This window comes from Kribbella sp. WER1, from assembly GCF_054189145.1.
In genome coordinates this window covers 6,660,086-6,684,604 of sequence record NZ_CM135186.1, presented here as the reverse complement: position 1 = coordinate 6,684,604, position 24,519 = coordinate 6,660,086, and the positions used below count along the sequence as shown (strand labels likewise).

The following is a 24,519-nucleotide window of genomic DNA, read 5'->3' as shown; positions in this document are numbered from 1 at the left end:
CAAGGAGAACTATGCGCATCATCCGCCACAGCACATCGGGTGGGTTCCGGGAGGTCAGCGGTCCGGGAGACATCGCGGGCAAGGTTTACGACCCACGCGAGTACGACGCATTGCACATCACAGGAACGCCCTCGGTGGAGTGGGTTGGTCGCTGGGCCACACCTCTAGGCGTGTTCGCCGCGATGGGCGGAACGATCGATTGGAGGAACGATGACTGATCCATCGGTACAGATCTACTCTGACGAGCCGTACGAACCCGGACAGGTCCGCGTGATCCGCGCCGGGTCGAAGTACGGACTAGACGCGGTCTACATCGATCTCAGGATCGAGAGCGACAAGAGCCCCGCAACGGCGCTCAAGCTACTTGCCCGCGTTGCCATTGAGGTAGTCGTCCGGGCGCGCAACAGCAAGCCTGCGCAGGTGCAGCGTGGTTAGTCGGAAGTGGTCGAGGGCCATGACCGAGTGGGGGCGGGCTATGGCTGAGGGCTTCGCCGCTGCGCTCAACCCGCAGGGGTTGAACGAGTACATCCGCGCTGAACAGCTCGCCGCGATCCCCGGTCAGGTTGAGTGCTCCGGTCTCCATGATGAGGAGTCTCTGTCCGTAGATGGGATGCCGATTCCCTGTCCTGCCTGCGGAGCTGCCGTATGAGCAACCCGAACAAGGAGAAGGGCACGCGCTGGGAGACCGCCGTAGAGCGGTTCCTCCTGGACAACGGCATCAAGGCGTACAAGCCGCGCCAAGCGGGCTTCCTGGACAAGGGAGACATCATCGCGTCTCCGTTCACCCTCCAGGCGAAGGACTGGCGAGACGTGACCTCCGCACTCCGCGAGGGCGTAGCTGGGGCGCAGGTCCAGAAGGTCAACTCTGGAGAGCCCTTCGCCGCTGCCGTCGTCAAGCGAGCCCGTAAGCCGGTCGAAGAGTCGTATCTCGTGATGCGTCTAGCCGACTTGCCAGAACTCATCCGTGCGCTTGCCGCTAGCAACGACTGAGCACGTTTCCGGGCAGTGGCCCTGTCCGTACCCGACGACAACAGACTAGGAGGAACAAGCACAGTGAACCTGACTGACTTCCTCTCGCGCTTCGACGGCGAACAGATCGAGGAACGAGACGGGTACGTAGTCCACTGCCCCGCGCACAGCGACAGCAAGCCGTCGCTTCGCATCACCGTGAGCGACGCGGGGAAGGTGCTGCTCAAGTGCCGCGCGGGCTGCGAGACCCCGTACGTAATGCGGGCGCTCAAGCTGACCATGCGAGACCTGGCATCGATGGAGGTTCCGGAGTCGCTGTCCTTCGACCCCGCGACCTCGCAGGACGTACCGGCGTCGGCGGAGGACGTTGCCGCGCTGGGAGCTGACCTGTACCGCTGGGCGCAGGAAGCGCGCCACCCTCACGGAGACCGGGCGCGCACGTACGCCGAAGAGCGGTTCGGGATCACCGAAGACGACTTCCGGCGTCTCGGTCTGGGCTACGCCCCCGCAGCGGAGTACAACGAGGATGGCGAGATCACCAACGGTGGTCTCCCGGGCGGGCCGCGCCTCGTGGTGCCGTTCCGGGACAAGGACGGCGTACCGCGTGGCTACCAGGCTCGCTCATTCCAGAAGGACGCCCGCGTCCGCTGGTATGGTCCGGCGTCCCCCGAGAAGGCATCGTGGGCCAAGCTCGCATGGTTTGAGGGTGCGTCCGGCTGGGATGAGGTGATGATCACTGAGGGTCCGGGCGACGGTATGACATCAGTTGCCATCGGCTACGACACGATCTTGATTCGCGGCGCTGGGCTCGCGGCGAATGAGTCCGTATTGAACCAGGTTGCGGAGTGGGTAGGCGACCGTCTCGCGGTGATCGCTGGCGACGGCGACCCGTCCGGGAGCACCTTCGCGTCACGGCTTGCTCAGGCGCTGCTAGCCCGTGGCCGCCGTGCGAAGATCCTCCCGGTACCGGACAAGCTCGATCTCACCGACTGGCGAGAGCGCGACGGCGACCGGTTCCTGACGAACGTTGTCCGCGCCATCGCGGACACCCGAGAGGAGACCTCCACCGCTGCCGTCCTCCGCGACCGCGACGAAGACCGCTACCCGTTGACGGATCTTGGGAACGCGCGCTTCGCTCGTGACTTCATCGAAGCGCAGGGCTCCGGCGTGAAGTTCTCCCCTGAGGCGGGCTTCTTCCTGCTCCGTGGGGGCGTGTGGAAGACAGACAAGCTCGACCGCACGCGCGCCTACATCCAAGAGTCCGCCGACCGCATCGCACAGATTGCTGACCGGCTAAGCGCGGAGGCTGACGGCGTTGTCGGCTCCGCGTCCTCCAAGACCGCACGGCGTTGGGAGAAGTGGGCGCGACACTCACAGTCATCCATCGGCATCAGCGCGGCAATGAAGGAGCTTCAGGCGCTGCCGGAGGTCGCGGCGGACGTGAACGACTTCGACCAGCACACCGACTTGGTTGCGGTAAGCAACGGAGTTGTCAACCTTCGCACGGGAGAGCTGTCTCCACATGATCCGGCGCTCCTGCTGACCCGCCGTATCGAGATCGACTATGACCGCGATGCGCGGGCTCCTCGCTGGGAAGCGTTCTTGGATGAGGTGTTCCCACGCCACCCGGATCTACCGGCGTTCATGCGCCGTCTCGTGGGCTACGGCATCACGGGCCGTACGGACGAGCAGGCGTTCGCTGTGCTGTGGGGCACGGGCGCCAACGGGAAGAGCGTCTTCACCGACACCCTTACCGAGATCTTCCGGGACCTCACGGTGACCACCCCGTTCAGCACCTTCGAAGAGCGCGCGTCGGGTGGCATCCCCAACGATCTCGCGGCGCTGAAGGGCGCACGGCTGGTCATGGCTGCGGAGGGTGACCAGGGGCGCCCGATGGCGGAAGCTGTCCTCAAGCGGGTCACGGGTAAGGATCTCATCTCGGCTCGGTTCATGCGGAAGGAGTTCTTCGAGTTCCGACCGACCTTCCTGTTGCTCCTCGCAACGAACTTCAAGCCGAAGTTCCGGGGTCAGGACGAAGGACTCTGGCGACGGGTCAAGCTCATCCCCTGGGAGCGATACTTCCGCCCGGAGGAGCGCGACCACGCACTGTCGGAGAAGCTGCTAGCGGAGCGTGCTGGAATCCTCGCGTGGGCCGTTCGTGGCGCCGTCGAGTGGTTCCGTGGCGGGCTTCAGGACCCGGACATCATCATGAAGGCGACGACGGAGTACCGCGAGACGAGCGATGCCCTCGCGGGCTTCCTGCCGGGCGTCTTCGTGAAGGACACGGGTTCGGGCCGCGTCACGGGCAAGGTTCTGTTTGAGGCGTACCTCCAGTGGGCCGATGAGGAGAACCTCCCGCAGCGCGAGCGCTGGACGCGGCAGACGTTCTTCGCGGCTCTCGAAGAGCGCGGGTGCGTGAAGCGCAAGGGGAACCAGGGCGTCGTCTTCGAAGGTATCCGCCGCGCACGACAAGCGGACATGCGCCCGGACGAAACCGAGCGAGCAGAAACCGAACCGCTGGCCCTGTCCTCTCCTGAAACCACTACACCAACGAGAGGCGCGTCTCTGGACGATGTCCTCTGAGGAGAGCCATGAACACACGGGACGTGTTCCTCGCGGACGCGGCGACGCTGCGACTCCGTCAGGAAGAGCCTCCCCTCGGGCTGGACGAGAAGGAAGCGATTTGCCCGAGCTGCAATCTCGCGTACTTCGTCCCCGTATCAGCGCGCGTCATCTGCCGTGACTGTTGCGCCGAGCTGGACCTGCTCTAGCCCACCCAAGCGAGCCCCTGCCTGACCTGAGCGCACGGTCGGGCGGGGGCTCTTCCACGTAAGGAGGTGACACCACTTGCGCACGTACGAACACACACTCGCTGGCCGCGAAATCCTGATCAACGTACCGGAGTCCCGAGCGGACCTCCCCGGCTTCGAATCCTTCCTCGCACAGGGCGACAGGGTTCTAGGGCTAGACACCGAAACGACCGGCCTTGACGTGTACTCCCGTGGCTTCGGCGTACGGCTCGTTCAGCTCGGGAACGCCCGCGAGGCATGGGTACTGCGAGCCGACCAGTTCCGGGACGTGATCGTTCGGACCCTCAAGCAGGATCGGCACTTCACGCTCCACAACGCGCCGTACGACCTTCAGGTGATCGACCGAACCCTAGGCGTCAAGATCGAGGAGCTAGGCCCTCGCTGCTTCGACACCCGGATCTTCGCTCACCTCCTGGATCCACGCCAACGCACCGAGGGCGGAGCCGGACTCCGGCTGAAGGAACTCTCAGAGATCTACATCGATCCCACGGCGCCGGACACGCAAGACGGACTGAACGAGGTCTTCCGCAAGGAGTACAAGGCAACCAAAGAGACCGGCTGGGCGCTGATCGATATCGACCACCCGGTTTACGAGCGGTACGCCGGACTGGACCCGGTCCTCTCGAAGCTCCTCTTCGTGGAGCTTGCCCCGCTCATCCGCGATCTCGGGCTGAACCACCTCTCGCAGTTTGAGCACCACTTCGCAATGCTCCTAGCGATCATGCAGCGCAAGGGCATGCGCCTTGACGTGGACTACGTGCACAAGCTGAAGGACGAGCTTCGCGAAGAGGCGGACCGCAACAAGCGCGCTGCCGCTACGTTCGGCGTTGCCAACGTCAACAGCACGGCGCAGGTCTCCGCAGCGCTCGTTGCCATGGGCGAAGACCTCACGGAGACAACGGATTCCGGCGCGCTGAAGGTGGACAAGAACGTGCTTCTCCCCCTCGCGGACCTGGATCTCCAGTGGGAGCGCAACAACGCCCGCGAGCCGAACCCGCTAGCCGACGCGGTACTACACGCCAAGCGGGCCGGGAAATGGGCTGAGTCGTACGCTCAGGCGTTCCTAGACCTACGTGACGGGGACGACCGTATCCACCCGATGATCGGCGGGCTACAGGCACGCACGGCCCGCATGAGCGTCAGCAAGCCCCCGCTTCAGCAGCTCCCGTCGTCTGACTGGAAGATCCGTCGCGCGTTCATCTCTGACCCCGGCATGACGATCGTTGCCGCCGACTACGCACAGGTTGAGATGCGCGTGCTCGCGGCGCTGTCCGAAGACGCAGCGATGATCAAGGCTATTCGCGACGGCATGGACATCCATGACGCCGTTGCTACCGGCATGTTCGGTCCGGACTTCACGCCGCGACAGCGGAAGCTCGCGAAGAACACGGGCTTTGGTGAGGTCTTCGGCGGTGGGGCGCCGACGCTCGCACGGCAGGCTGGTGTGACTGTGGATGTCGCACGCGAGGCAAAGGCGCTGTTCCAACAGGGCTTCCCCGGGATCAAGAGATACGGCAAGAAACTCCAGTCGCGGGCGCAGTACGGCAAGAAGGAGGTTGTCACACCCTCCGGCAGGCACCTCCCGCTAGACCGTGACCGCCTGTACTCGGGCACTAACTACATGGTTCAGAGCACGGCGCGCGATTTGTTGGCTCAGGCAATCGTGGACATCTTCGATGCCGGGATGGGCGACTACCTCCTACTGCCTGTCCATGACGAGCTGATCGCACAAGCACCGCAGCGCGAGGCCGAGGAAGTCATCCGGGAGATTGGTCGGCTCATGGAGACAGAGGACTTCTTCGGCGTGCCGATCAAGAGTGACGCTGAGGTCTACGGGAACTCGTGGGGCAGCGGGTACGGCGTACCTGCCGAACTAGACCACGCGGCATGAAGCGCACTACAGATGCCGAGCGTTACAGGCAAGTTGCTGTGACGCTTCCCATACAGCCGTTTCTATCGAACGTTCAAGTAACATGCGGGAGGCCGCTACGATGAGTGATCATAATCTCCAAGGGGGACCGGACAACGGAACCGGTATGCACCGCCTCGCGGACCTGATCAAAGAGGAGACGGATTCGCTGATGAACGAGCTTCCAGCCGCGCTTGACCGACAGTGGTCAGCAAGCCCGGTCCCGAAGCCTCGCGAGGATACGCAACAGCGTGCTTCCGGGGGGAAGTCTGACCCTACGTTCGACATCGTTGCCGACCCGCGCCGTCTCGCGGTTCGGCGCACGGTGGCTAGCGCCGAAATCGCACTGCGAGACGCGCTAATCACCTTGCGCGCGTCGCGCGTCGCGATGGCGCGTGCTGTCGCTCGGTACGACGGCGGGGGGCTGCCGTGAGCCTGTCCGAGGTCCACTCGGTGTACTTGAGCGGGCCAATGACCGGACTACCTGAGTTCAACTTCCCCGTGTTCGACGCCGCCGCGTACGCACTACGCCAGATCGGGTTCCTCGTGGTCTCCCCGCATGAGCTTGACGCGGGAATGGACCTGGACAACTTCGACCTCCAGGCGGCGCTGGAGCGCGACGTACAAGCCGTCGCGGACACTGATGCAGTTGTCCTGCTCCCCGGCTGGGAGGACTCCCCCGGGGCCGCCGTAGAAGTCATCTACGCCGAAGCCCTCGGGCACCCGGTGTTCCGCCTCGCAGACGTACTGATGTCCGTGGAGTTCCTTCCCAAGGCCGTCTGACACACCTCACCCGCAAAGCCCCCGGTTACCGCTCTGGTCCGGGGGCTTTGCCGTTGCCTGAAATCACATCCATGTGACTCAGCTCTCAAGCGCGTACTTGAATCGACGCTTCAAACGTGCGTAAGATGCCTCACGCAACGATACGTAAGGCGCCTTGCGCAACTAATCGAAGGAGACACCCACCGTGATCACCGAACTCTTCAAGTACACCGATACCGACCACTCGCTCACCGAGGACGCCGAAGCCGCCGCGATCCTGGCTGCGCAGGCTGGGGACCAGTCAGCGATGGAATTGCTTCTCCGCGCATATGGCCCGGTCCTCCGCGCTGTGGTCGCTGAGGTCAATGGCGGGCTCCGAGAGGGGGCTATTGGCCGGTTCAGTGACTACGGCGCATCGGCTGTGTCGCCAGATGACCTGCAACAGGCTGCCGTCGAAGCCGTCCTGGGCCTGATCCGGGTACATGACGTTTCCACATCCCCGCGCATCTCTGGCCGCGTCCGCGACTACATCACGGATGCTGTGGTCCGCGAGAGCCACGGGAAGAGCGCCTTCCAGATCCCGAAGCGCACGCTCACGCGGTACTTCGGCATCATCCGCGCGTGCGAAGGTGACGTGAGGGAGGCATACCGCCGCGCGCCTGAGTTCTCGTTGGCTCAGGAAACGTTCCTGTCCATCCTGGAGGCTATCGGCGCTGAGTCCCTGTCGGCGCGTGAGGATGAAGACTCGCGGGATGGCGAGGAGCGTGCGGCTTCCCCTGTCTTCAGCTCCTCGCCCATCTCTGACGCCGAAGACGCCATTCTCGTTGACGTTGCGTTCCGCGCCGTGGACGACGACGAAGAACGCATCTGCCGTCTCTCGTACGGCTTCACCGAGTACGACCCGCAGCCTGACGCTGAGATCGCTCACCGCATGGACCTCACCCGCCCGACCGTGCAGCGCAAGCGGGCTAAGGCTTTGGCGAAGATGCGTAAGGCGCTTGGTGTGACTCACGCGTAGTACGACGCGGCTTCGGGTCGGAAGGTTGCCACGAGTTTTGAGCAGCTTTCCGGCCCATGGCCCTGTCCATCACCACAGCAACCGAACGGAGGGAACACCGTGGACTACCGAATGACCGAGGAGCAGTTCGAGGCCCTAGGTGAGGCAGCGCGCTACGGCTACATGGGCGAAGAGTTCGAGATCGAATGCAACTACACCGAGGGCGACCACTTCCACGCCAAGCGCGTAGGTAAAGCCGGTTCCGGTCTCGCGGCTCGCGGCGGGCTCATGATGCACGCCGGTCCCCGCGCTGCTGTCTGCTACTTCGCCGCCCCGCAGCTCCGGCAGATCGCCGCGCAGCTCCTGAACATCGCGGACGAGATCGACGGCACGGTTCCGCTCTCGTTCATCGACGGCGCACCGAACGCGGAGGGCTGAGCGATGAGCCGACGCCTCTACCGCATCGAGCACCACGCGACGAAGAGTGGACCGTACAACGCTGGGCTCTACTACAAACACGCCGACCTAGCCGCCGCGCTTGACAAGACGCAGTGGAGCGAGAGCCACCCGAACCCGTTCGATGATGGCATTCGAGGCTTCCGGCGTGGTATCCATCGTTGCGCCTTCGCCTCTCTCGACAAGCTCCGCGCGTGGTTCGACGCCGAAAGTCTCCGCCTGCTGGAAAAGTACGGCTTCGACCTGAAGATCATCTACGTCAACGAGGCGGACGTGATCGAGGGTGGCCACCAGGTCATCTACGACCCTGAAGGCGTGACCCGCGTGTGGCGCCGGACGCGACCAACCGCAGCGCTCATCTCTGGCGGGATCTCGTGACGGCCCTTCAGCGCCTTCATGACCGGTGCGACAGGTGCGGCGCCCAAGCGTTCGTACGCGCGTCCTTGGAGGTCGGATACCTGCTGTTCTGCGCCCACCACTACGCCGCGCATGAGGTCGCTCTCCTGGAGGCTGGCGCCACGATCCTGGACGAGCGCCACCTCATCAACACCGCCCCGTCACCGTCCGCTGACGCGTAAGGAGCCTCACCCGTGGCTGACAAGCCGAAGAAGCCAAAGCCGACCCGAGACAGCGACGCCCGCAAGCTTGACCGCATCTCGAAGCAGAGCAGCCCTGAGAAGCGCGCCGGAGCGCTCCGGAAGCTCATCGGTGGATGACACAGCAAAGCCCCCGACCTCATCGCGAGGCGGGGGCTTTCTGCGTTTCTGGGGCTAGCTGGCGACCTTGCCGAACGATTCGGCGTACACCTTCGCCTGATCCGGCGTCAGCTCGCCAGTCACCCGCAGCAGCGCCCCGCCGTGGATCGTGTGGTACTCCGTACCGAGCACGCCGTTACCGTTCTTCTGGGCCGTCGCGATGAACTCCGCTCGCTGCTTCGCGTCCGCCTCCGAAGACCACACCTCCACAGTCAGTCCGCACGACGCCCCCGGCTCGCTGTCCGCCGTCTTCACGCGCGGGTCACAGATCGTCGCCGCCGACGTGTACCCGTCCGGGCGCCCGAGCTTCTTGTTTGGGTCCGTCTCGGCAGTCCACACGGTGACCTTCGCGCCATCCGGCTTGGTCATGCCCTCGGTGATCTGCGCTGCTGTCTTCACCACGGCGGCCGGAGCGGTTGACCTCGGCGAGGTGGCGGGTGCGCCGTCGGACTCAGCCTTGCTGCTGCACGCTGACAGCGTGAGGACGGCGGCGATGGCGAACGGCAGGACGGTCTTGCGGATGCTCATGAAAGCCCCCCGGCTTCTTGTACTGGCACGGTCCGGAATCGAACCTGAGAGAAGATGATACACAGCGTTAGCGCGCTCCAGATTAGTAGTGCGTTTGCTGGGCTCTAGGCGCTCGCGTTCGCGTTGCTGAACCTGATCTACACCGCCTGCTTCCAGGTCCTCGGCCCGGTGATCGCGGACCGTACTTTCGGCCGGGCCGGCTGGGGTGTGGTGAGCGCCTGCTTCGGCGCCGGGCTCGTTGCCAGCGGCATCATCATGCTCCGCCTCAAACCCGGCCGGCCGCTGCGCACCGGGATGCTCGGCATGCTGCTCACGGTCCCGGTGATGCTCTGCTTGGCGCTACTGCCGCAGCTGTGGGCGATGGCGATCGCGGCGTTCGTCCTCGGCGTCGGCTTCGACATCTTCGGGATCAGCTGGGAGACCGCGCTCGGCCAGCACATCCCGATCGACAAGCTGTCCCGCGTCTCGTCGTACGACATGCTCGGCTCGTTCATCGCCGGCCCCGCCGGCCAACTCACCGTCGGCTACGTCGCCGTCGCCACCAGCGCCAAAGCCGTCGAACTGTACGGCGCCGCGCTCTTCACCCTGATCACCGTCATCACACTTGTGGTCCCGTCGGTCTGGAACCTGCGTAGGCTGGACACGTGAGCTCAATCGTCCCGGGACCGAAGAAGAAACTCGAGGAAGAAATCACCGCGGCCCGCTCCGGCGCCAAGCCGCTGGACGCGAGCGCCCTCAGCCCGTCCGCGCCCCGCCAGGAGCAACTCACCGGCCTGGACGTCTTCCCCGACCCCGTCCGCGCGGCGATCGAAGCAGAGCACGCCCGCCTCGCCGCCCTCGACACCAACCGCCGCAAGACCGCCGACCGGGCCGTCCCCGCCGTCGTCGCATCCCTCGACGCTTTGCTCGCCCAGCTCACCGATCAGCTCGGCAAACCCCGACTGTTCGGCAAACCGGCCCCGCTCCCCGAGCCCTCCGCCGAAGCCGCCGAGCTGCTCGGCATCCCGGCCGACGAGACCTCTTCCGGCCGCGGCGACCACCGCACCGCCGTACGCACCCTCAAACAACTCCGCGGCCAGCTGAAGGACCTCGAGGCCACTCCCGACCACGACCGCCTCACCCGGATCTCCACCCTCACCATCCGCCTCGCCGTGGCCCTGGAGGCCACCCCCACCGCGGCCGCCCTCATCCCGCAGGCCCTCGCCCGCTACACCCAGGCGATCCCCGACCCCCAGTGGTCCCAGCCCTTCCCCGAAAAGCTGAACGCCTGGAAAGAGGCCCTAGTTCTTGCCGGCTGACAGCACCGCCGCGAGTCCTTCCTGCAGATCTCGGACGAAGTACTCCGGGACCTCCAGCGACGGGAAGTGCCCACCGCGCTCCGGCGACCCCCAGCGCACGATCCGCCGGTACCGCTCCTGCGCCCACGGACGCGGATACTTCTCGATGTCGCGCGGGTACACCGTGAGCGCCGCCGGCACGTCGACCCGCAGTTCGGGATCCAGCGAGTTGTGGCTCTCGTAGTAGATCCGCGCCGCCGACGCCCCGCTGCGCGTCAACCAGTACAGCGTGACGTCGTCCAGCACCCGGTCCCTGGAGAGCGTCTCGAACGGACTGTCCACGGTGTCCGACCACTCCGCGAACTTGTCCAGCAGCCAAGCCAGCAACCCGATCGGCGAGTCCACGAGCGAGTACCCGATCGTCTGCGGCCGCGTCGCCTGCTGTTTCGCGTACGCCGCGCGGTGATGCCAGAAGTCGTACGTCTCCTCCGTCCACCGCCGCTCGTCCGCCGTCAGCCCGTCCGTCGGCAACCCCGGCAGCCCCTCCGCGAACGTCGAGTGGATCCCCAGCACGTGCTCCGGAAACCTCCCGCCGAGCACCGTCGTGATGTTCCCGCCCCAGTCACCGCCGTGCGCGACGAACTCGCCGTACCCGAGCTGCCCCATCAACTCCACCCACGCCGCCGCGATCCTCTCGGTCCCCCACCCGGTCGCGGCCGGCTTGTCGCTGTACCCGAACCCCGGCAGCGACGGCACCACCACATGGAACGCCGGCATGCCGTCATCGGCCGGATCCGCCAACTCGTCCACCACATCGACGAACTCGGCCACACTGCCCGGCCACCCGTGCGTCAGCACCAACGGCGTGGCATCGGACCGCGGCGACCGCCGATGCAGGAAGTGGATCCCCAGCCCGTCGATGCTCGTCCGGTACTGCCCGATGGCGTTCAGCCGATCCTCGAACACCCGCCAGTCGTACGCCGTCCGCCAGTACTCCACGAGCTCGACAAGATCCGCGCGCGGAACGCCCTGATCCCACCGCCGCGGATCCGGCCCCGCGCGATACACCGTCTCGGCCTCCGGCAACCGCGCCGCAGCCAACCGCGCCCGCAACTCGTCGAGCTCGGCGTCGGACGCACGTGCTTCGAACGCTTCCATCCCGGGCCTCCTCTTGGTGAACCGTCTAAGACGGTTCTAGCACGCGCTCCGGCCCGTCGGCAACCGGCTAAGGTGGTTCCATGCGCTTCCCCGACTTCCGCCTCGGCACCGTGCTGGCAACCAGCTTCACGGCCACGCTGACCGAACGCAGCGGCGATCCCGTGGAGCGCATCCCCACCCCCGAACGCCTGCTCGACTGGCTTTCCGTGAGCGGCCTGCAGGTCACCTCCTGCACCCCCGCCCAACTCGCCCACGCCGTAGAACTCCGAGAATCAATCCACGCCGCCGCCACCGCGACCGCCCTGGCAGCCACACCTCCTGCCGCCGCCGTCGAAGTCATCAACACCTGCAGCCTCCAAGGCCAAGCCGCCGCCGTCCTGCCCCCCCAAGGCAACCGCACCTGGCACCTCGCAACCTCCTCCATCGAAGACGCCCTCAGCGTGATAGCCGCCGACGCCATCCATATCCTCTCCGGCGACCGCGACGGCAAGCTCGCCCTCTGCGCCTCCCCCACCTGCCAAGCCGCCTTCTTCGACACCAGCCAAAGCCGAACCCGCCGCTGGTGCGACATGAACACCTGCGGCAACCGCCAGAAAAAGGCCCGCTTCAACGCCACCCACCACCCCCACACCTGACGGCACCCGGCTAAAATCTGTGGATAACTATTCCCCTTAAAAACAAGGCGATCCCAGCTTGGAAACTGTCGGAGGCCTTGCCTAAGCTTCTCCCCATGAACATCCTCGAGGGTAGGCAGGTGATTGCCCTAGGCAACCACGACCTCCTGCCCGCCCTCGACGCCCTCAACACCGAGATCCTCCGCCTGGAATCCCTCCGCCTCCAAGTCATCGCCCGCATCGAAGAGTCCGGCCTCCCCCAGGAGTTGGGCGCCCGAGACACGGTCGAGCTCCTCACCTTCCGCCACCACCGCAACCGCCCCGAAGCCTGGCGTGACGTCCGCCTGGCCCGCACCCTCCCCAAGTACAAGACCGTCCAAGCAGCCCTCGATACCCTCCAAACCGCCCACGCATCGGCGATCGTCACCGAACTGGAACGCGTCCGTACCCGCGTCCCGGTAGAAGACCTCGACATCGCCGAAACCCAACTCGTCGGGCTAGCGGCCCACCTCACCCCGAACGAGCTCCGCACCGCCGCCAAACAACTCTGCAACCTCCTCGACTCCGACGGCCCCGAACCCGAAGAGCAAAAGGCCTACCAGCGCGAGTCCCTCACCCTGACGGCTGCCGAGAACGGCGTGAAGTTCCGCGGCTACCTCGCCAACGAAAACGCCGAACGATTGCGCGCGATCATCCACACCGGCGCCCGCCCCCACAAAACCACCGACGGCGACCACGACCCCCGCCCCCGCGACAAACGCCAAGCCGACGCCCTCACCACCGCACTAACGGTCGCCACCAACGCCTGGGACACCACCACCCCAGGCCACGGCGCCAAAGCCAACATCACCATCACCATCGACCTCGACGACCTCCGCACCACCACCGCGAACACCACCGCGAACACAACCGCGAACGCCGCCGGCCAAACCCACCAGCCCAGCCGAACCAACCGACCCGGCGGAACCGACCGAACCGGCGGAACCAGCCAGCCCGGCGGAACCGACCGACCCGACCGAACCGACCGAACCGGCGGAACCAGCCAGCCCGGCGGAACCGACCGACCCGACCGAACCGGCCAGCCCGGCGGAACCGGCCAGGGCGCCGGGACCGGCCGAGCCGGCGGTACCGGCCAGAGCGCCGGGACCGGTCGGATGGTCTACGGCGACGACCTGTCCGCCGCCACCGTCCGCCGCCTCGCCTGCGACGCAGGCATCATCCCCCTCGTCCTCGGCTCGAACTCCGAACCCTTGGACGTCGGCCGCCGCGAACGCCTCGTCACCCGCCCCATCCGCCACGCCCTCAACGCCCGCGACCGCGGCTGCGTAGTCTGCGCGGCACCCCCGGTGATGTGCGACGCCCACCACCTGATCTCCTGGCTCGACGGCGGACCCACCACCCTCACCAACCTCGCCCTCCTGTGCCGCCGCCACCACATAGACCTCCACGCCGGCCGCTGGCACCTCACCATCACCAACGGCAAAGTCCACGTAGCCCGCCCCACCTGGGCCACATCAACAGCCCCAAGCACCGGCCCCGCCCAGCCACAAAGCACCCACCCCACCCAACCCGCACGCCCACACCCTGCCCAACCCACAGCCGCAGAACCCGCGCAACCCGCAACCACAAACCAGAGGACAGCTCCGTCCACACCCCCGACACGCCCCAACCCACCACCCAACACACCACAAGAACTCCCCGACACACCCGCACCATCACCACCACCGGGTGCCACCCCCACACGCCCACAACACCCCAACAACAACCCCACCACCCCCACCCCGCCCTCACCACCCAACCAGTGGGACTACACAGACCCACCCACCCCACGCACCACCCGCTGGAAAGCCGACGAAGCCACCCTCACCGCCGCCGCCCGCTTCGCCGTCTGGGGCACCCGCACCCCCACCGAACCCGCCACCGACCCACCACCCTTCATCACCATCTGAGCCACCAGCACCCCCCCACCACGCGTGCAACCACCCCACGCGCGCCCGCTGGCAACACCCCACCGCCTCAGCATGCGCGGCCAACCCTGCAGTACCGCGTGCAGCTGCAGCACACCCCCGCCATCACACAACCACCTCAAGCCCCATCAAACGCAGCCTGCCCAACCGCCGCCGGGCACGCCGCACACGCTCACCCCGATCCACCCGAACCGCACAAAGCCCACCGGCGCCCAGCGGCCCACACCGGAGCACACCGGGAGCTCACTCCCCTGCATCCGCCACCACCACACGTAGGCCTGCCTCAAGCAACCACACGACGCTCGCGGGCTAACACCTGCGCGTACGACGAACAACTCCAGCGCAACCGCCCTCTCCCACGCGAGTACGTCACACCCGACGCCGAGCGCAGCACCAGACAGCCACCCGAACCGGGCCCTTCCTCCAGCAGGACCGCACTCCACGCCGCCAACCTCCACGCCGCGCCAACCATCGCCCGCACAGCACCACCTCGTGCGCACGCGCCGAAGGCGCCAAAAGACCAGCCACGGCAAGGCGGTGACCATCACCCGGCAGAACAGCACCCGGTGGCACAGCACGCCGCTCCAACCACCTCCCGCACGGCACCACCTCACGCGCACCGCGCCAAAGGCGCCAAAAGACCAGCCACCGCAAAGCGGTAACCATCACCCGGCAGAACAGCACCCGGCGCCGACACCCCCGCCCCGCGACCACCTCACGCGCACACAGCCGAAGGCGGCTGCAGAACAGCCGCCGCGAAGCGGTGACCTCAAAGCCGGTGACACAGCACCAGCCGCCGACGACCTCCGCCCTGCGATCAACCTCACGCGCACCGCGCAGAAGGCGCCAAAAGAACAGCCACCGCAAGGCGGTGACCATCGCCCGGCAGCGCAGCACCAGCCACCAACAACCCCACCCCCGCGACCACCTCACGCGCACCGCGCCAAAGGCGCCAAAAGAACAGCCACCGCAAGGCGGTGACCATCGCCCGGCAGCGCAGCACCAGCCACCAACAACCCCCACCCCCGCGACCACCTCACGCGCACCGCGCAGAAGGCGCCAGAAGAACCATCGCCCGGCAGGGCAGCACCAGGCGCCGGCAACCTCCACCCCGCGATGACCTCATGCGCACGCCGCCGCCGGCCCCAAAAGACAGGTGCCGCGAAGCGGTGTCCTTAGCTGGTGAAACAGCACCAGCTAAGGACGGCCTGCGCCTCGCGAGCGGTGTGTGCGTCGTGCGGGAGGTGCAGGAAGGGGAGGCGCTGCGGGGCGGTGGGGGTTAGCCCTTGATGGCGCCGCCGAGGGCGAAGGCGCCGCCGAGTTTGCGGCTTAGGAGGAGGTAGAGGAGGAGGACGGGGGTGGTGTAGATGAGGGAGTACGCGGCCAGCTGGCCGTAGTTGGGTTCGCCGTACTGGCCGAAGAAGGTGAAGATGCTGACGGAGGCGGGCAGCCGTTCGGGTGAGAGCAGCAGCATGAAGGGGACGAAGAAGTTGCCCCACATGCCGATGAAGGTGAAGATCAGCACGACCGCGATGCCGGGCCACATGAGTGGTAGCACGATCGCCCACAGTGCGCGCATGTTGCCGGCGCCGTCGACCCAGGCGGCTTCTTCGAGCGAGATCGGTACGCCGTCCATGAACGTCTTCGTCAGCCAGATCGCGAACGGCAGGGCCGAGGTCGCCATGAACATGATGGTCCCGCCAATGGTGTCCACCAGGTTCAGCTGCACGAAGAGACCGTAAACCGGCACCATCACCGCAGTGATAGGCAACCCGGTGCAGAACAACACGGTCAACAGGAACGGCCGGTTGAACCGGGTCCGGAAGCGCGACAACGGATAGGCCGCCAGCACCGCACAAACCATCGTCAGCAGCGCCGCCCCGCCGCACAACACGATCCCGTTGAAGACCGGTCGGTACGTCGTGTCGGTGTTGAGCACGGCCTTGAAGTTCTCCAGCGTCGGGTGCGTCGGCAGCTCGACCCGCAGCCCGGCGGTCCGGTTGATCGAGGCGAAGAGCACCCACAGCAAGGGCAGCACGAAGAGAACGCCGATGGCCAGCAGGATCAGGTTCGACGTGACCTTGCTGAGACGGTCGCGCGCGATCATGCTGCCTCCGAGTTGAGTCCGCGTAGGTAGATCAGCGAGAAGATCGCGCCGATCGCCAGCATCACGAGCGCGATCGCCGTACCGTAGCCGATCTGGGAGAAGCTGAACGCCTGCTCGTACATGTACAGCGGCAGCGTCTGGCTCTTGGTGCCGGGGCCGCCGCGGGTCATCGCGTAGATCAGGCCGAACACGCTCAGCGTCTGCAGGGTGATCAGCATCAGGTTGGTCATGATCGCGCGGGTGATCATCGGGACGGTCACGAACGCGAGCCGCCGCCAGCCGCCGGCACCGTCCATCTCGGCCGACTCCTCGATCTCCTTCGGGATCTCGCTCAGCGCGGCCGAGTACACGAGCATCGAGAACGCCGTGCCGCGCCAGATGTTGGCCAGCGACACCGCGATGATCGGTGCCCCGTACAACCAGTCCTGGCCGGGCAGGCCGACCGCGTGCAGCATCACGTTCAGCGTGCCGTCGTCGTTGAAGAATGCGCTCAGCAGGTACGCCGCGACCACTTCGGGCAGCACCCACGCGCCGATCACCGCGGTCCCGACGAAGTTCCGGACAACCTTGGTGGAGCGACGCATCAGCAGCGCGAGGCCGAGGCCGAGGGTGTTCTGGCCGATGATCGCGGAGATCAGCGTGAAGACCAGCGTCAGCCAGATCGAGTTGGTGAACGCGCTGCTGCTGAACGCCTTCCGGAAGTTGTCCAGCCCGACGAACTTGACGTTCGCGGCGCCGGTCCCGGTGAGCGCCATGTTCGTGAACGCGGCGTACACGCAGTAGATGATCGGGCCGGCCAGGAACACCAGCATCAGCCCGATGGCCGGCGACAGGGGCAGCATCCGTACGAGTTTGGCGCCCCGCGGCCGCTTGCCCGATGCAGAGGCAGCGGCCGCGGTGGGCGCGACAGTGGTCGTCACAGGGGAGGACCTCCGGCCTACTGGCCAGTGCTCTTCGTCGTCGTACTGTCCTTGCCGCCGACGACGCCCTCGACCGCCTGGTCGTAGCTCTTCGCCGCGTCGTCGGGCGAGGACTGTCCGGTCATCACCGATTCCATCGCGGTGATGATCTCGTTGGACACCTTCGGGTACTCCGGCAGCGCCGGGCGGTACACGGTGACCGAGACGAGGTCGGTGAAGAACTTGGTGCTCGCCGACGAGGCCTTGTACGCCGCGTCGGCGGCGACGTCCTTGCGGACGGCGATCTGCGCGCCGTCGGTGGCGTACTTGGCCGCGTTCTTCTGTGTCTGCAGGGTTTTGATGAAGTCCCAGGCCGCGTCAGGCGACTTGGCCTTGGCCGGGATCGCCCAGGTCCAGCCGCCGGAGAGGCTGACCTTGCCCTTGCCGCTGCCGTCCTGGGTCGGCATCGCGGTCTGCCCGAGCACCGTGCTCCACTGCGGCCACGGCTTCGCGCCGGACTTCAGCCAGTTGTTGTAGACCCACGACCCGTCGAGGTCGATCGCGAGCTTGCCCTGCGGTAGCAGCTCGGTGCCGACCTTGCTGCCCATGTTCGGGTTCAGCGCGTCCTTCGGCGACGGGGCCAGGCCCTCGGAGAATACCGTCTTGACGAAGTTCAGCGAGTCCTTGAAGCCCTGGCTGCCGACGACCCACTTCTTCTGGTCGTAGTTGTACAGCGTGTCCTTGGTGCCGTAGAGCAGCATCTCGAAGCCCTGCATGGCCGAGGCTTCACCCATCGGTTTGCCGGAGTACATGTTGAACGGGATGACACCGGGCACCTTCTGCTTGATGGTGCGCGCCGCGCTGAGTACGTCGTCCCACGTCTTCGGCTGCCAGTCCGCGGGGAGGCCGGCCTTCGCGAAGATCTGCTTGTTGTACCAGAGCGCCCGGGTGTCGGTGCCGTCCGGTACGCCGTACGTCTTGCCGTCCTGGCCCTTCGCGGCGCCCTTCGCGCTCTCCTCGAACTGGCTCCAGTCGGGCCAGCCCTTGATGTAGTCGTCGAGCGGCTTCAGGTACCCGGCGGTGATGTCGGAGTTGATCAGGAAGGTGTCCTCGTAGACGATGTCCGGCGCGGTGTTCGGCGACCGCATCATCAACTGGATCTTGGTGTAGTAGTCGTTCTCGCTGGCGACGACCGGGACGATCTCGACCTGGGACCCGGGGTGCGCGGCCTCGTACTCGGACTTCACGCCGGTGAGGAACGTCTTCATCACGACGCCCGGTCCCCACTGCTGGTACGCGATCTTGATGTGCGCCGGACCGGCGCTCTGCGAGCTGCCGGCCTCCGGCTGCTTGGTCGTCGAGCCCTGGCTGCAGGCCGAGACCGCCAGCAGCAGCGCGGTTGCCGCGGCCGCTGCCTTGAAACGCTTCCTTGACTTCATCAGGTCCACCTTCGGGCAATCGTTGTCATCCCGGTACTACGACCCAAGCCCAGCGGGCTTTTCCGCGACCGTAGGAGCGCCTGGCGAAGGAAGTCAATGCTTGGCAGACAACGTTGTCGCCGTCGGCACGGAGTCACGCGGTGCCGGAACGTAACGATCCGGTCACCGCGTTTCCATACCCGGACTTTGTCAGGCCGTGACCGCGTGCGCCTCATGACGAGCCGGTACGGCGCGGCGCCGGCCGCGGAGCGCACCGAGTCCGCAGAACACCAGTCCGGCAAGCAACCAGCAGCTCAGAACGACGAGCGGACGGCCGATTCCAGCGCCGTCGAAGAAGCTGACCGAGCGCAACGCCGTACCGGCCGCGCCGGGTGGCAGCAGTTGCCCGAGCGTGCCCCAGCCGCTCGGCAGCATCTCGGGCGCGCTGGTCATCCCGGACAGCGGGTTGCCGAGCAGCATCATCACGGCGCCTCCGAGCGCGAGGCCCGCCGTACCGAGCAGCCATTCGAGGCCGAGCAGGGTGAGGCTGATCGCGGCGATCGACATCGCGATCACGCCCGCGTTGCCGAGGTAGCTGCCTTCGAACGAGCCCAGCCAGTACTGCAGTACGGCGGCCAGCGCGAGCCCGCCGGTGATCGCGAACACGACCGCGCCGATCATCCGCTTCGCGCCCGACCGCACCAGCTGGGTCAGCGCCCCGGCCGCGATGATGCCGCCGAGCACGAGCGGCAACGCACCGGCGGCCAGGCCGGCGCCGCGCGGGTCGTCCTTCGGCAGCGGCACGACGTCCGTGACCTTGGCCGCGCCGTCCGGGTGCATCCGCCCGGCGAGCTGGGTGAGGACCTGCGCGACCGCGGGACCGGCTGCCGAGGCGGTCAGCACTTCGGGCTGCCCGGCGTCGAGCACGATCGCGCCGTACGCGTCCCGGTCCTTGATCCGCTGCACCGCCGCCTGCCGATCCGGTACGGCGGTGAGCTCGAAGCCGCCCGGGATCGCCTGGTCGAGCGCGGTCCGTACCTGCGCGACCGCGGGCGCCGGGCCGGACACCGCGAGCGGGACGTCCCGCGGTTCGGACCGGGCCGACGGCCAGGCGAACGCGATCAGGAACACCGTGAGGACGGCGGTCAGCAGCACGATGACGGCGATCAGGGGCGGCCGGCGACGGGCGGCCGCGTGCGCTTCGGTGGTCATGGCGGACTCTCCTCGGACAAATAAAACCGAATGATCGTTCTTTATAGCCTCGGACGCGACCGTTGGCTTGTCAAGAACGGACATTCGTTTTAAGTTGCGCACGTGCCCAAGGTCACCGAGGAACACCGGCTCGCGCGCCGCGCGCAGATCGTCGCGGCGGCCCGCACCTGCGTGCTCGAGGAGGGCTTCCACAAGACGACGATGGCGGACGTGATCCGCGCGTCCGGGCTGTCGGCCGGCGCCGTCTACGGGTACTTCAAGAGCAAGGAGGAGATCGTCGGGGCGATCGCCGAGGACGCGCTCAGCGCCGTCGACGAGCTCTTCGAGACGATCCTCGCCGCGGAGGGCCCGCTGACCCCGCTGACCGCACTGGAGGCCGCGCTCAAGCACGTGACGGTGATCGCGGAACGGCCCGGCGGCGACGTCACCCGGGTCGCGGTGCAGGCCTGGGCCGAGTCGCAGCGCAATCCCGCGATGAAGGCCACCGCGGCCGCGAAGTACCAGCAGTTGCGCGAGCACTTCGTGGCCGTCGCCCGGCGCGCGCAGGCCGACGGCACGGTCGACGCCGACGCGGACCCGGAGTACATCGCGCAGGTCCTGTTCGGGACGCTGCCCGGGTTCATGGTGCAGCGGCTGCTGCTCGGCGACGTCACGCCCGAGAGCTACGTCGAGGGGCTGCGGGCGCTGCTGCGTCCGTAGCCGGGGGTGGACTTTCTCCCACCTCGTACGGCGGTCCAGCACCCTCGGCCGGTACGCCGTTGCTCCGTAGCGTCGTCGGCATGAGGAAACGGACGCAGGAAGCAGTCGACGGGACCGGATACTCGGTCGTCCTGCAGGAGGTACGACGCGTGTACGGCCGCGGCGGGAACGCGGTGACGGCGCTGAACGGGATCTCGATGAAGTTCGCCCCCGGGACGTTCACCGCGGTGATGGGGCCGTCCGGATCGGGTAAGAGCACGTTCCTGCACTGCGCGGCCGGGCTGGACCGCCCGACGTCGGGCAGCGTGTTCATCGACGGGCTGCCGCTGGCCGGGCTGAGCGAACGCAAGCTGACCGAGCTCCGGCGGGAACGGATCGGGTTCGTGTTCCAGTCCTTCAACCTGCTGCCCACGTTGAACGTCTGGCAGAACGTCTGCCTGCCGCAGGAGCTCGACGGCCGCCGTCCGAACAAGGCCGCCGTACGGCAGGTGCTGGAGCGGGTCGGTCTCGGCGAGCGGCACAAGCACCGTCCGGGCGAGCTGTCCGGCGGTCAGCAGCAGCGGGTCGCGATCGCCCGCGCGCTGGTCGCGCGTCCGGCGGTGATCTTCGCCGACGAGCCGACCGGTGCACTCGACACACAGACGGCCGCCGACGTACTCGAGCTGCTCCGCGAGCCGGTGCGGACGCAGGGCCAGACCGTCGTGATGGTCACCCACGACCCGGTCGCCGCGTCGTACGCCGACCAGGTGGTGTTCCTCGCCGACGGCGTCCTCGCCGGCAGCCTGACCGCTCCGACCGCCGAGCAGGTCGCCGACCGGATGACGCACCTCGGCGCGCGCTCGAACCTGCAGGTGGTGGCGGGATGATGCGCCTCGCGCTCCGCACCCTGCGGTACCGCAAGAGCGGGTTCCTCGCGACGTTCGTCGCGGTCGTGTTCGGTACGGCGATCGTGATGGCCTGCGGCGGCCTGATGGAGACCGGCATCCGCTCGAACGTCGAACCGCAACGCCTGGCCGGTGCCTCGATCGTCCTCACCGGCAACCAGTCCCACCTCCGCCCCGGCGCCGAGGACGCCACTCCCCTCCCGGAACGCGTAGGCGTCCCCACCGAGCTCCTCCCCCGAATCCGTACAGTACAAGGCGTAACCTCTGCCGTCGGCGACTACACCTTCACCGCGATCACCCCGACGATTGCCGAAGGCCACAACTGGTCGTCGGCGGAGCTCGCCCCCTACCACCTCAGTTCCGGGCATGCGCCACGGTCCGGCCAGGTAGTGGTTTCGTCGGGCAAGGTAGGCGAGCACCTGACCTTCCTGATCGACGGCGAGCCCCACACCTACACCGTCAGCGGTCTCGCGAAGGGCCCGGAAGGTCACGCGTTCTTCAACGACCGTGACGCCGCCCAGCTGGTCCGCAACCCCGCCCGCTTCGCCGACGTCGGCGTACAGGTTGCCCCTGGCACCGATCTCGATGCCGTCCGCAAGCAACTGGAGAAGCTCGGCGACCTCACCGCCACCACCGGCGTCGACCGCGGCCTCGCCGAACACCCCGACGCCTCGTCGCACCGCACCGCGCTGATCGCGATCGCCGGCTCCTTCGGCGGGATCGCGACCATGACGATGATGTTCGTCGTCGCCTCCACCCTGGCGCTCGCCGCACAGCACCGCGAGCGCGAGTTCGCCCTGCTCCGCGGCATCGGCACCACGCCGGGCCAGGTCCGCCGGATGATCCTCGGCGAGGCCCTCCTGGTCGCGATCCCGGCCGTCGTCCTCGGCTGTTTCCCGGGCATCATGCTCGGCCGCTTCCTCTTCGACCAGCTCGGCAAGCACGGCGTCGCCTCCCCGGTCATCGAGTTCTCCCAGGGCTGGATCCCGTTCGCGGCCGGCGCCGGCGCCGCGGTCCTCGCCGCCATCGGCGCGGCCCTGATCGCGGCCCGGAAGTCCGCGAAGATCCGCCCGGTCGAAGCCCTCGCCGAGGCCTCGCTGCAGCGCCGGTGGTTCAGCTGGATCCGCTTGTTCTTCGGGCTGATCGCGCTCGGCGGCGGACTCGCCCTGCTGATCGTCACCGCCACCGTCATGAGCGGTCCGCTGGCCGCGTCCACGGCCGGTCCGTCCGTCCTCTGCTGGGCGATCGGCGTTGCGCTCCTCGGTCCCTTCTGGACGAAGGCAGTCCTGGCGTTCTGGCGCTGGCCGATCCAGGCGCTGACCCGGGTCAACGGCCGCCTTGCGATCCGCAACCTCTCGGCCCGTTCGGTCGCGCTCTCGGCCGCCGTCGTACCGGTGATGCTTGCCGTCGGCATCTCGACCGCCAACCTGTACATGCAGACCACCCAGGTCCACGCGTCGTCGGAGGCGTTCACCCGCGACCTTCGCGCGGACGCCGTCCTCGTGTCGGACGCCGGCCTCTCGTCGAAGCTCCTCCAGCAGGTCCGCGCAGTACCCGGCGTCACGAGCGCGTCGGCGTACGTCCGCAGCATGGGGGCCGTCGACGACCCGCGCAACGCGTCGTTCGACGAGGACGGCGCGCCGGTGGTCGGCGTCGACGCACAGGGTGCCGACGGTACGGCGCCCGTCCGGCTGACCGCGGGTTCGCTCGCGGGACTGACCGGGCTGACAGCCGCCGTACCGGAGAGCATGGCGAGCAAGACCGGCCGTGGCGTCGGCTCCGACATCACGATGACGCTCGGCGACGGGACCACCGTGAAGCTGCGGGTCGTCGCGACGTTCGCCGCCGACCGCGGGTACGAAACGATCATGCTGCCCGCGTCGCTCGTCGCCGCGCACACCACGGACGGGCTCACCAAACAGGTCCTCGTCCGCGCCGCTCCGGGCGCCGACGTACGACCGGCCCTCGCCAAACTCGCGGCCGCGCATCCCGGCGTGCAGGTGGCCGACCGGAGCGCGCTTGTCGCCACGAACGTCGAGGATCTGCAGACGCAGGCGTGGGTCAACTACATGCTCGTCGGCATGCTGATCGCATACACGGCGGTCTCGGTCGTCAACACACTGGTGTCGACCACGTTGCGCCGCCGTCGCGAGTTCGCCCTGCAGCGGCTGACCGGTTCGACCCGCTTCCAGGTACTGCGGATGCTCACCACCGAGAGCACGCTGGTCACGCTGATCGGCATCACGCTCGGTACGGCGGTGGCGCTGGCCTGCCTGCTCCCGTTCTCGTCCAAGGTCTCCGGCAGCGCGATCCCGACCGGGCCGCTGTGGATCTATCTGGTGATCGCCGGCGCGGCCGCCGTCCTGACGTTCGGCTCGACGCTCGTCCCGGCGACCACGGTCCTGCGCAGCTCCCCCGGCCAACCGGGGCCTGCGGACTAGTGCGCGGGGGTCGGCTCGGCCACCGGCTGGAGCGCGATCGTCGTCGCCTGGATGATCGCGGCGTGGTCGCGGATCCACGAGGAGAGCACGACCTGGAGGTCCTCCAGGTCACGCTCCTCCAGGATCACGCCGGGCACCGGGACGCTCGCGCCCAGCTCGGCGAGGACCGGCCGCAGGTGCTGGTCGGCGAGGAGCTTGTGGCTCGGGGCGGCCGACACCGTCACCGGGACCACCACCGAACCGGCCAGCGCCGAGGGCCGCAGTACGTCGAGGAAACTCTTCAGCAGGCCGGTGTAGCTGCCCTTGTAGACAGGTGTCGCGACCACGATCACCGAGGCCGAGGACACCTGGTCGATCGCGTTCGCCAACGCCTCGGCGCCCGCTTGCTCACCGTGGAAGATGGCCGGCGCGAACGTCACCAGGTCGATCAGCTCGTCGATCCGGTACGGCGTACCGAGCTCGGAGGCGAGCAACTCCGCCACCGACGCCGCGGCGGCCGCGGTCCGCGAACCGGCCCGCGGATTCCCTACCACCGTGACCACGGACTGCGGCCACTCCAACTCGACTGACGACATCCGACCCATCTCCTGACCACTCGGCGGCAACTGCTTCGAGAGTAGTCAAAGTCGATCCCGCCACTGGACTTTCTCACAATGC

Annotated in this window: 27 protein-coding genes; 20 read left to right on the top strand and 7 right to left on the bottom strand. The window is 67.3% G+C overall.

From position 1 onward, the window contains the following. Positions 1-11: 11 nt before the first annotated feature. The 13 genes from ACXJJ3_RS32685 (at position 12) to ACXJJ3_RS32625 (ending at position 8,619) form a co-directional block, all read left to right on the top strand. Positions 12-218, top strand: coding sequence for a hypothetical protein (locus tag ACXJJ3_RS32685; protein WP_458165716.1), 207 nt, complete (start codon positions 12-14; stop codon positions 216-218). After that, entirely contained in the window at positions 211-435 is a 225-nt protein-coding gene (locus ACXJJ3_RS32680; protein WP_458165715.1) for a hypothetical protein, read from the top strand. Before ACXJJ3_RS32685 ends, ACXJJ3_RS32680 begins: the two co-directional genes overlap by 8 nt. Positions 436-645: 210 nt before the next feature. After that, positions 646-990, top strand: a complete 345-nt coding sequence (locus tag ACXJJ3_RS32675) for a hypothetical protein (RefSeq protein WP_458165714.1) — start codon at positions 646-648, stop codon at positions 988-990. A gap of 63 nt (positions 991-1,053) precedes the next feature. Next, on the top strand, positions 1,054-3,552 hold the full coding sequence (locus ACXJJ3_RS32670; protein WP_458165713.1) for a phage/plasmid primase, P4 family: 2,499 nt from the start codon (positions 1,054-1,056) through the stop codon (positions 3,550-3,552). Between the two features lie 8 nt (positions 3,553-3,560). Then, entirely contained in the window at positions 3,561-3,740 is a 180-nt protein-coding gene (locus ACXJJ3_RS32665) for a hypothetical protein (protein WP_458165712.1), read from the top strand. 76 nt (positions 3,741-3,816) lie between these two features. After that, a complete protein-coding gene (locus tag ACXJJ3_RS32660; RefSeq protein ID WP_458165711.1) occupies positions 3,817-5,670 on the top strand; it encodes a DNA polymerase in 1,854 nt (617 codons plus the stop codon). Between the two features lie 82 nt (positions 5,671-5,752). Then, positions 5,753-6,121: a DUF7169 domain-containing protein gene (locus ACXJJ3_RS32655; protein ID WP_458165710.1), complete on the top strand. Its 369-nt coding sequence runs from the start codon at positions 5,753-5,755 to the stop codon at positions 6,119-6,121. Beyond that, on the top strand, positions 6,118-6,471 hold the full coding sequence (locus ACXJJ3_RS32650) for a DUF4406 domain-containing protein (protein WP_458165709.1): 354 nt from the start codon (positions 6,118-6,120) through the stop codon (positions 6,469-6,471). Before ACXJJ3_RS32655 ends, ACXJJ3_RS32650 begins: the two co-directional genes overlap by 4 nt. Positions 6,472-6,655: 184 nt before the next feature. After that, complete coding sequence (locus tag ACXJJ3_RS32645) at positions 6,656-7,468, top strand: hypothetical protein (protein WP_458165708.1); 813 nt, start codon at positions 6,656-6,658, stop codon at positions 7,466-7,468. 111 nt (positions 7,469-7,579) lie between these two features. Next, the gene (locus tag ACXJJ3_RS32640) at positions 7,580-7,885 is read left to right on the top strand and encodes a hypothetical protein (RefSeq protein WP_458165707.1); all 306 of its coding nucleotides are present in this window, start codon (positions 7,580-7,582) and stop codon (positions 7,883-7,885) included. Positions 7,886-7,888: 3 nt separating this feature from the next. Next, positions 7,889-8,281 (top strand): hypothetical protein, encoded by a 393-nt coding sequence (locus ACXJJ3_RS32635; RefSeq protein ID WP_458165706.1) that lies wholly within the window; start codon positions 7,889-7,891, stop codon positions 8,279-8,281. Further along, entirely contained in the window at positions 8,230-8,481 is a 252-nt protein-coding gene (locus ACXJJ3_RS32630) for a DUF7455 domain-containing protein (protein WP_458165705.1), read from the top strand. Before ACXJJ3_RS32635 ends, ACXJJ3_RS32630 begins: the two co-directional genes overlap by 52 nt. A 12-nt stretch (positions 8,482-8,493) precedes the next feature. After that, positions 8,494-8,619, top strand: a complete 126-nt coding sequence (locus tag ACXJJ3_RS32625) for a hypothetical protein (protein ID WP_458165704.1) — start codon at positions 8,494-8,496, stop codon at positions 8,617-8,619. 54 nt (positions 8,620-8,673) lie between these two features. On the opposite strand, the gene ACXJJ3_RS32620 is transcribed toward ACXJJ3_RS32625, so the two are convergent. Next, positions 8,674-9,186, bottom strand: a complete 513-nt coding sequence (locus ACXJJ3_RS32620; RefSeq protein ID WP_458165703.1) for a hypothetical protein — start codon at positions 9,184-9,186, stop codon at positions 8,674-8,676. 123 nt (positions 9,187-9,309) lie between these two features. Between ACXJJ3_RS32620 and ACXJJ3_RS32615 the strand changes: the two genes are divergently transcribed. Then, complete coding sequence (locus ACXJJ3_RS32615; RefSeq protein WP_458165702.1) at positions 9,310-9,834, top strand: hypothetical protein; 525 nt, start codon at positions 9,310-9,312, stop codon at positions 9,832-9,834. Beyond that, positions 9,831-10,484, top strand: a complete 654-nt coding sequence (locus ACXJJ3_RS32610) for a hypothetical protein (RefSeq protein WP_458165701.1) — start codon at positions 9,831-9,833, stop codon at positions 10,482-10,484. Before ACXJJ3_RS32615 ends, ACXJJ3_RS32610 begins: the two co-directional genes overlap by 4 nt. Here ACXJJ3_RS32610 and ACXJJ3_RS32605 read toward each other — a convergent pair. Next, positions 10,467-11,621 carry an epoxide hydrolase family protein gene (locus ACXJJ3_RS32605; RefSeq protein ID WP_458165700.1) on the bottom strand — a complete coding sequence of 385 codons (1,155 nt, stop codon included), beginning with the start codon at positions 11,619-11,621 and terminating at the stop codon, positions 10,467-10,469. The two genes, ACXJJ3_RS32610 and ACXJJ3_RS32605, sit on opposite strands and share 18 nt — an antisense overlap. Before the next feature lie 80 nt (positions 11,622-11,701). Here ACXJJ3_RS32605 and ACXJJ3_RS32600 point away from each other — a divergent pair, with 80 nt between their 5' ends. Next, on the top strand, positions 11,702-12,256 hold the full coding sequence (locus ACXJJ3_RS32600; RefSeq protein ID WP_458165699.1) for a CGNR zinc finger domain-containing protein: 555 nt from the start codon (positions 11,702-11,704) through the stop codon (positions 12,254-12,256). Between the two features lie 95 nt (positions 12,257-12,351). Next, the gene (locus ACXJJ3_RS32595; RefSeq protein ID WP_458165698.1) at positions 12,352-14,184 is read left to right on the top strand and encodes a DUF222 domain-containing protein; all 1,833 of its coding nucleotides are present in this window, start codon (positions 12,352-12,354) and stop codon (positions 14,182-14,184) included. A 1,297-nt stretch (positions 14,185-15,481) separates the two neighbouring features. On the opposite strand, the gene ACXJJ3_RS32590 is transcribed toward ACXJJ3_RS32595, so the two are convergent. From ACXJJ3_RS32590 to ACXJJ3_RS32575, 4 genes are all read right to left on the bottom strand, one after another. Further along, entirely contained in the window at positions 15,482-16,309 is an 828-nt protein-coding gene (locus ACXJJ3_RS32590; protein ID WP_458165697.1) for a carbohydrate ABC transporter permease, read from the bottom strand. Next, on the bottom strand, positions 16,306-17,229 hold the full coding sequence (locus tag ACXJJ3_RS32585) for a carbohydrate ABC transporter permease (RefSeq protein ID WP_458165696.1): 924 nt from the start codon (positions 17,227-17,229) through the stop codon (positions 16,306-16,308). Before ACXJJ3_RS32585 ends, ACXJJ3_RS32590 begins: the two co-directional genes overlap by 4 nt. Before the next feature lie 17 nt (positions 17,230-17,246). Continuing rightward, positions 17,247-18,647, bottom strand: coding sequence for an extracellular solute-binding protein (locus ACXJJ3_RS32580; protein ID WP_458165695.1), 1,401 nt, complete (start codon positions 18,645-18,647; stop codon positions 17,247-17,249). Positions 18,648-18,836: 189 nt separating this feature from the next. Next, complete coding sequence (locus ACXJJ3_RS32575; protein ID WP_458165694.1) at positions 18,837-19,838, bottom strand: hypothetical protein; 1,002 nt, start codon at positions 19,836-19,838, stop codon at positions 18,837-18,839. 102 nt (positions 19,839-19,940) lie between these two features. Here ACXJJ3_RS32575 and ACXJJ3_RS32570 point away from each other — a divergent pair, with 102 nt between their 5' ends. From ACXJJ3_RS32570 to ACXJJ3_RS32560, 3 genes are all read left to right on the top strand, one after another. Further along, positions 19,941-20,537 (top strand): TetR/AcrR family transcriptional regulator, encoded by a 597-nt coding sequence (locus tag ACXJJ3_RS32570; RefSeq protein ID WP_458165693.1) that lies wholly within the window; start codon positions 19,941-19,943, stop codon positions 20,535-20,537. Between the two features lie 80 nt (positions 20,538-20,617). Beyond that, a complete protein-coding gene (locus ACXJJ3_RS32565) occupies positions 20,618-21,403 on the top strand; it encodes an ABC transporter ATP-binding protein (RefSeq protein ID WP_458165692.1) in 786 nt (261 codons plus the stop codon). Continuing rightward, the gene (locus ACXJJ3_RS32560) at positions 21,400-23,862 is read left to right on the top strand and encodes an ABC transporter permease (protein WP_458165691.1); all 2,463 of its coding nucleotides are present in this window, start codon (positions 21,400-21,402) and stop codon (positions 23,860-23,862) included. Before ACXJJ3_RS32565 ends, ACXJJ3_RS32560 begins: the two co-directional genes overlap by 4 nt. On the opposite strand, the gene ACXJJ3_RS32555 is transcribed toward ACXJJ3_RS32560, so the two are convergent. Further along, positions 23,859-24,437, bottom strand: a complete 579-nt coding sequence (locus ACXJJ3_RS32555) for an NADPH-dependent FMN reductase (RefSeq protein ID WP_458165690.1) — start codon at positions 24,435-24,437, stop codon at positions 23,859-23,861. The genes ACXJJ3_RS32560 and ACXJJ3_RS32555 overlap by 4 nt on opposite strands. Positions 24,438-24,519: the final 82 nt, after the last annotated feature.

What these genes read in the sequence shown, in the direction of transcription:
- ACXJJ3_RS32680 (WP_458165715.1), top strand. Translation starts at nt 211, where the DNA reads ATGACTGATCCATCGGTACAGATCTACTCTGACGAGCCGTACGAACCC.
- ACXJJ3_RS32685 (WP_458165716.1), top strand. Translation starts at nt 12, where the DNA reads ATGCGCATCATCCGCCACAGCACATCGGGTGGGTTCCGGGAGGTCAGC.
- ACXJJ3_RS32595 (WP_458165698.1), top strand. Translation starts at nt 12,352, where the DNA reads ATGAACATCCTCGAGGGTAGGCAGGTGATTGCCCTAGGCAACCACGAC.
- ACXJJ3_RS32675 (WP_458165714.1), top strand. Translation starts at nt 646, where the DNA reads ATGAGCAACCCGAACAAGGAGAAGGGCACGCGCTGGGAGACCGCCGTA.
- ACXJJ3_RS32555 (WP_458165690.1), bottom strand. Translation starts at nt 24,437, where the DNA reads ATGTCGTCAGTCGAGTTGGAGTGGCCGCAGTCCGTGGTCACGGTGGTA.
- ACXJJ3_RS32580 (WP_458165695.1), bottom strand. Translation starts at nt 18,647, where the DNA reads ATGAAGTCAAGGAAGCGTTTCAAGGCAGCGGCCGCGGCAACCGCGCTG.
- ACXJJ3_RS32655 (WP_458165710.1), top strand. Translation starts at nt 5,753, where the DNA reads ATGCGGGAGGCCGCTACGATGAGTGATCATAATCTCCAAGGGGGACCG.
- ACXJJ3_RS32565 (WP_458165692.1), top strand. Translation starts at nt 20,618, where the DNA reads ATGAGGAAACGGACGCAGGAAGCAGTCGACGGGACCGGATACTCGGTC.
- ACXJJ3_RS32640 (WP_458165707.1), top strand. Translation starts at nt 7,580, where the DNA reads ATGACCGAGGAGCAGTTCGAGGCCCTAGGTGAGGCAGCGCGCTACGGC.
- ACXJJ3_RS32600 (WP_458165699.1), top strand. Translation starts at nt 11,702, where the DNA reads ATGCGCTTCCCCGACTTCCGCCTCGGCACCGTGCTGGCAACCAGCTTC.
- ACXJJ3_RS32635 (WP_458165706.1), top strand. Translation starts at nt 7,889, where the DNA reads ATGAGCCGACGCCTCTACCGCATCGAGCACCACGCGACGAAGAGTGGA.
- ACXJJ3_RS32605 (WP_458165700.1), bottom strand. Translation starts at nt 11,621, where the DNA reads ATGGAAGCGTTCGAAGCACGTGCGTCCGACGCCGAGCTCGACGAGTTG.
- ACXJJ3_RS32590 (WP_458165697.1), bottom strand. Translation starts at nt 16,309, where the DNA reads ATGATCGCGCGCGACCGTCTCAGCAAGGTCACGTCGAACCTGATCCTG.
- ACXJJ3_RS32620 (WP_458165703.1), bottom strand. Translation starts at nt 9,186, where the DNA reads ATGAGCATCCGCAAGACCGTCCTGCCGTTCGCCATCGCCGCCGTCCTC.
- ACXJJ3_RS32560 (WP_458165691.1), top strand. Translation starts at nt 21,400, where the DNA reads ATGATGCGCCTCGCGCTCCGCACCCTGCGGTACCGCAAGAGCGGGTTC.
- ACXJJ3_RS32665 (WP_458165712.1), top strand. Translation starts at nt 3,561, where the DNA reads ATGAACACACGGGACGTGTTCCTCGCGGACGCGGCGACGCTGCGACTC.
- ACXJJ3_RS32575 (WP_458165694.1), bottom strand. Translation starts at nt 19,838, where the DNA reads ATGACCACCGAAGCGCACGCGGCCGCCCGTCGCCGGCCGCCCCTGATC.